At 74.0% G+C, this 4964-nt stretch carries 5 protein-coding genes; 1 reads left to right on the forward strand and 4 read right to left on the reverse strand.

Going from position 1 to position 4964, the window contains the following annotated elements:
- Positions 1-148: 148 nt before the first annotated feature.
- A complete protein-coding gene (locus tag DQW06_RS21470) occupies positions 149-523 on the reverse strand; it encodes a DUF427 domain-containing protein (protein ID WP_117199183.1) in 375 nt (124 codons plus the stop codon).
- 136 nt (positions 524-659) lie between these two features.
- Entirely contained in the window at positions 660-1553 is an 894-nt protein-coding gene (locus tag DQW06_RS21475; protein WP_013152710.1) for a LysR family transcriptional regulator, read from the reverse strand.
- Positions 1554-1680: 127 nt separating this feature from the next.
- Between DQW06_RS21475 and DQW06_RS21480 the strand changes: the two genes are divergently transcribed.
- Positions 1681-2877 (forward strand): MFS transporter, encoded by a 1197-nt coding sequence (locus DQW06_RS21480; protein WP_071621918.1) that lies wholly within the window; start codon positions 1681-1683, stop codon positions 2875-2877.
- A 61-nt stretch (positions 2878-2938) separates the two neighbouring features.
- On the opposite strand, the gene DQW06_RS21485 is transcribed toward DQW06_RS21480, so the two are convergent.
- Complete coding sequence (locus DQW06_RS21485; protein ID WP_081461778.1) at positions 2939-3439, reverse strand: TetR family transcriptional regulator; 501 nt, start codon at positions 3437-3439, stop codon at positions 2939-2941.
- Between the two features lie 121 nt (positions 3440-3560).
- Entirely contained in the window at positions 3561-4805 is a 1245-nt protein-coding gene (locus DQW06_RS21490) for an MFS transporter (RefSeq protein ID WP_071621917.1), read from the reverse strand.
- Positions 4806-4964 lie beyond the last annotated feature (159 nt).

Raw genomic sequence — 4964 nt, forward strand, 5'->3', positions numbered from 1 at the left:
CCGGGTGCCACAGCTGCCGCACGGGGCACGGCGGCACCGGCGTGCGGCTCATCCGGCGGACAGGCGCGGGTCCCCGGACCAGCTCTCGCACCGCACGGTCCCCGAAGCGAAGACGGCCTCCAGTGAGCGCCGCCCGCCGTGCCACCTCTCAGGAATCGACGGTGACCCGGACCCCGTCCGGCTGGAAGGCGACGTACCCGGCGATCTCCGCGACCGCCGGGTAGGGCTCCTCGTACGCCCACACCGCGTCGACCAGCTCCTCACCCTCCCCGACCGCGAGCGTGCGGTAGGTCGCGGTGCCCTTGTAGGGGCAGTGTGTGGTGGTCGCGCTCGGCCGCAGCACCGCGGAGTCCACGTCGGCGAGCGGAACGTACTGAACCGGCGGGTAGACGGACTCCCGCAGGGTCAGCGCGTCCTCGGTGTCGGCGACGACCCGGTCCCCGACCCGTGCGACGACGCGCGCACCCGTGGGTTCGACGGTGATCGGGTGGTCGGGTCCGGGTGTCCTGCCCTGTCCTGTCATGGTGATCCTCCCTCTCCCCGCCGAGGCTACTCCGCTCCCGAGGGGGCCCGCGGGTCGGCGACACGCCCCTGCCCCGGGGAACCCGGACACCGCGAAGGCGTTCGTCCCCGGGCCGGGCGATCGTCCGTCCCCGGGGTCAGGCGACCGTCTCGGCCAGCACGGCGGCGAAGGCCGTCAGCCGCGACCCCCGTGCCGCGGTCCGCCAGACCAGCGCCAGCTCCGACGCGGCCAGGCCGGTGACCGGCACGTAGGTCACGTCCGGCCGGCGGTTGTACTCGGCGGCGGCTCCGCACACCAGCAGGGCGCCCCGGCCCGCCGCGACCAGCGACAACCCCTCCTGGAGCGTGACCGCCCCTCCCTCCTGGGGGATGCGCGCCCCGCCCGGGGTCACCCGGGGCGAGTTGACCTGCCGCCAGTACGCGGGCGCCCGTCCGGCCAGCGGGACCAGCCGCACACGGGCCAGCTCCTCCGCGCCGATCTCCTCCCGCCCGGCGAACGGGTGGGAGCTGGACAGGGCCAGGGTCTGCGGCTGCCGGGAGAAGGTCAGGCCCAGGGTCAGGTCGGGTTCCCGCACGGGGGTCAGGACCACGGCCGCGTCCACCCCGCCCTCCCGCACGGCGCCGAAGGGGTCGGCCAGCGGGATCTCCACCAGGTCGACCGCGACCGGGGGGTTGCGCCGCTCGAACACGGTGAGCGCCCGCGCCAGCGGCTCGTAGACGGCCCCCTGGAATCCGATCCGCACCCGTTCGACCGTGGAGCGCGCCCGGGAGCGGGCGTCCTCGAACACGCTGACCAGCGCACCGTAGGACGGGCGCAGGGACTCCAGGAAGTCCGCGCCGAACTCGCTCAGCCGGACGCGGCGGCTGGTGCGCTCCACCAGGCGCGCGCCGACCCGGCCCTCCAGCGAGCGGATCAGCTGGCTGACCCGGCTCTGGGAGACGCGGAGGCGTTCGCCGGTACGGCCGAAGTGGAGTTCCTCGGCCAGCACCAGGAAGCACTCGATCTCGTGGAAGTCGATCTCACGCGCCACGGCCGTACCCTTCCGGCGTCGGTGCCCGGGCGCCGCGGCCGCGGACTCCGGGATCGATGAGCCCGGCTGATCGAAGTATGAGGGATTCGCCGTTGTTCGGCGACCGGGAGGGCACTTGACTCGGGGCATGTCCACGACCTCGTCTCCCCAGGCCTCTCCACCCGTGCCCTCCCCCGTCCGGGGATGGTCCGCCGTCGTCGCGGTGACCCTCGGCACCTTCACCGTCGTCACCACCGAAATGCTGCCCGTCGGACTGCTGACCCCCATGGGCGCCTCCCTGGAGGTCACGGAGGGCACCGCCGGGCTGACCCTGACCGTCACCGGCCTGGTGGCGGCGGCCACCGCGCCCTTCGTCCCGACCCTCGTCGGCCGCGCCGACCGCAAGGCCGTCCTCGTGGCTCTCATGCTCCTGCTCGCCGCCGCCAACCTGCTGTCGGCGTGGGCGCCGAACTTCGCGGTCATGGTCACGGCACGCGTGCTCGTCGGCCTGGGCATGGGCGGTGTCTGGGCGCTGGCGGCGGGGCTCGCGCCCCGGCTGGTGCCCGAGCGGTCGGTGGGGTCGGCGACCGCCGCCGTCTTCAGCGGGATCGCCGTCGCCTCGGTGTTCGGCGTGCCGGTGGGCGCCTACATCGGGGCCCTGACCGACTGGCGCGCCGCCTTCGCGGCCTTCGCGGTGCTGGCCCTGTCCGTCGCGGTCGCCATGGTCGTGCTGCTGCCGCGCCTGCCCTCCGAGCGGGCGGCCCGCCTGAGCGGCGTGACCGGCCTGCTGCGCAACCCCAGGGTGGTCACCGGCCTGCTCCTCGCGGTGCTCCTGGTGACCGGCCACTTCGCCGCCTACACCTACGTCCGCCCCGTCCTGGAGACGACGGCGGGGGTCAGCGCGGGTCTGATCGGCACGATGCTGCTGGTCTACGGCCTGGCCGGTGTCGTCGGCAACTTCGCCTCCGGCCCGCGCGCCGTCCGGGCCCCGCGCGCCACCCTCGTGGTGCTCAGCGCTGCCCTGGGCGGATCGGTGTTCCTCCTCCCCTGGATCGGCGTCACGGTCCTGGGGGCGGGGGTGCTCATGGTCGTGTGGGGTCTGGCCTACGGCGGGGTGTCCGTCAGCGCCCAGACCTGGATGATGCGCGCGGCCCCCGAGGAGCGCGAGGCCGTCTCGTCGCTGTTCGTCGGCGTGTTCAACGGCAGCATCGCGCTGGGCGCGCTGGTGGGCGGCCCGGTCCTGGACGGCGCGGGCGGCACCGCGCTCCTGTGGCTGGCCGCCGCGCTGGCCCTGGGCGCGCTCACCACGGCCCTCCTGGGCCGCGCGCCCGCCCGGACGGCCTGAGCCCCTCCTTCCGGGGCGCGCCCCGCACCACAGAGGAGGGGGGCTCTGCGGACGGCCCGCCTCAGGTCCGGGGCGCGCGCGGAAGGACGTCCTCCAGCAGGGCCTCGAACTCGTCGGCGTCGGGTTTGTGGTCGCTCAGCAGGGTGTGCAGGAGGATGCCGTCGATGACCGCCGCCACGTTCCGCACCCGTACGGGGTCGTCGGTGTAGCACCGCGCGAAGGCCGAGACCGCGGCCAGCCAGCGGTCCGTGGCCTCACGCAGGTGGGGCTGGCGGGCGGCCAGCAGGAACAGCTCGTACTCGGCCAGCAGTCGGCCAGGGTCGGAGGCGACCTTGGACAGCAGCTCGGCCAGGTCGCGTCGGCGGTCGCCCCCCGAGGACATGCGGCGCATCCGCTCGGAGTCCTCGTCCATCACACCGGTCAGGGCCGCGGTCAGCAGGTCTCCCAGGCCGGTGAAGTAGTAGGTGGTGGCGGAGGTGGGCACCCCCGCCTCCTGGGAGACCGTGCGGTGGCTGACCCCGGCGACCCCGTCGCGTTCGATGACGCGCAGGGTGGCCTCGATCAGGGCCTGGCGGCGCTGCTCGCCCTTCAGGCGGCGTCCGTCCGACTGCTTCAACGCTTCTCCTCCGGTTCGGGTCGGGTGGCGCCGCGGGGCGGAGGTCGGCGCGGGCCCCCGGGAGCGCTCACCCGGCGGTACCGGCCGCCTCCTCCGCGGCCTGTTCCTCCTGCGCCCGCTCGGCCCTCGCCTGGGCCCGGGCCAGGAGGGGGGCGAACACCAGGGTCAGGACCAGGGCGAGGGCGCCGGCCGCGACCGCGACGAGGAAGCCGCCCGTGGTGCCGCTCTCCTCCACCGCCAGCCCCGAGGAGAAGGTGCCGATCGCGGTACCGATGGTCAGGCCGGTCAGGGCCCAGGTCATGCCCTCCGTCAGCTTGGACGGCGGTACGGTCCGCTCGATCAGCGTCATCACCAGGATCATCGTGGGGGCGAAGAAGATCCCCGCGAAGAACACGGCCACGGACAGGGTCCAGATGCTACCGACCGCCAGGAAGGGGAGGGTGGTCGCGAACGTCCCGGCCACGGCCACGATCAGCATCATGTGGAGCCGCCAAGGCAGGTCGAGCACCCCGAAGGTCAGCCCGGAGATCGCCGACCCGAGCGCGTAGGCCGACAGCACGACGCCGGTGGCGCTGGTCACGCCGAGCGACTCGGCGAAGGCCACCGCGACCACGTCGACCGAGCCGACGATGACGCCTCCCGCGAGCAGGGTCAGCACCAGGACCAGGAGGGCGCCGCTGAGCGCGCCCGCGCCCTTGGTCCCGGACGCCTCGGGAGCCTGGAGCGGCGGCTCCGTACCGCGCTGGGCCACGAACAGGGTGACGCCCAGGGCCAGGAAGGCGGCCGCGGCCAGCGGACCGGCCTGGGCGAAGGCCATGGTGCTCAGCACCACCGACAGCGCCGGGCCGGTGATGAAGGTGAGTTCGTCGGCCACGGACTCGAAGGAGTAGGCGGTGTGCAGCCGGGGTGAGCCGCGCAGCAGCTCGGTCCAGCGCGCGCGGGACATCGCGGACATGTTCGGCATGGTCCCGGCGGGGACCGCGAACGCGAAGAGCGTCCAGTACGGCGCGTCGAACCGCACGCACAGCAGCATCAGGAGCAGGGACGCGACGCTGACGGCGGCCGCGGGGGGCAGGACGCGGCGCTGTCCGTGGCGGTCGGCCAGACGCGAGACCTGCGGGGTGATCAGCGCCATGGACAGGGTGAAGGCGGCGGCCACCGCGCCCGCCAGGGCGTAGCTGCCGTGGGTGGTGGAGAGCATCGTGATGATGCCGATGTTGGTCATGGCCACGGGCATGCGCCCGATGAGCCCGGCGGCGGTGAAGCCCTTGGCTCCACGCACCGCGAAGATCTGCGCGTACGGATTGGGCATGGCGTGGGGGTCCTTCCGCGTGTGTGTGGGGGGTTCGTGACGGGAACGCCCCAACCCAAAAAACTGGGACGCCCGTCCCAATTTCTACCCGGCGCCGCCCGCGCGCAAGCCAAAGTGACGCACGCCACCTGATCTTCCGCCGCGACGCGGCGGAAGATC

It is taken from the genome of Nocardiopsis sp. TNDT3, assembly GCF_003427465.1.
Taxonomy (GTDB): domain Bacteria; phylum Actinomycetota; class Actinomycetes; order Streptosporangiales; family Streptosporangiaceae; genus Nocardiopsis; species Nocardiopsis dassonvillei.

Coding starts and splice junctions, on each gene's coding strand:
- DQW06_RS21490 (WP_071621917.1), bottom strand. CDS start 4,805: ATGCCCAATCCGTACGCGCAGATCTTCGCGGTGCGTGGAGCCAAGGGC.
- DQW06_RS21480 (WP_071621918.1), top strand. CDS start 1,681: ATGTCCACGACCTCGTCTCCCCAGGCCTCTCCACCCGTGCCCTCCCCC.
- DQW06_RS21470 (WP_117199183.1), bottom strand. CDS start 523: ATGACAGGACAGGGCAGGACACCCGGACCCGACCACCCGATCACCGTC.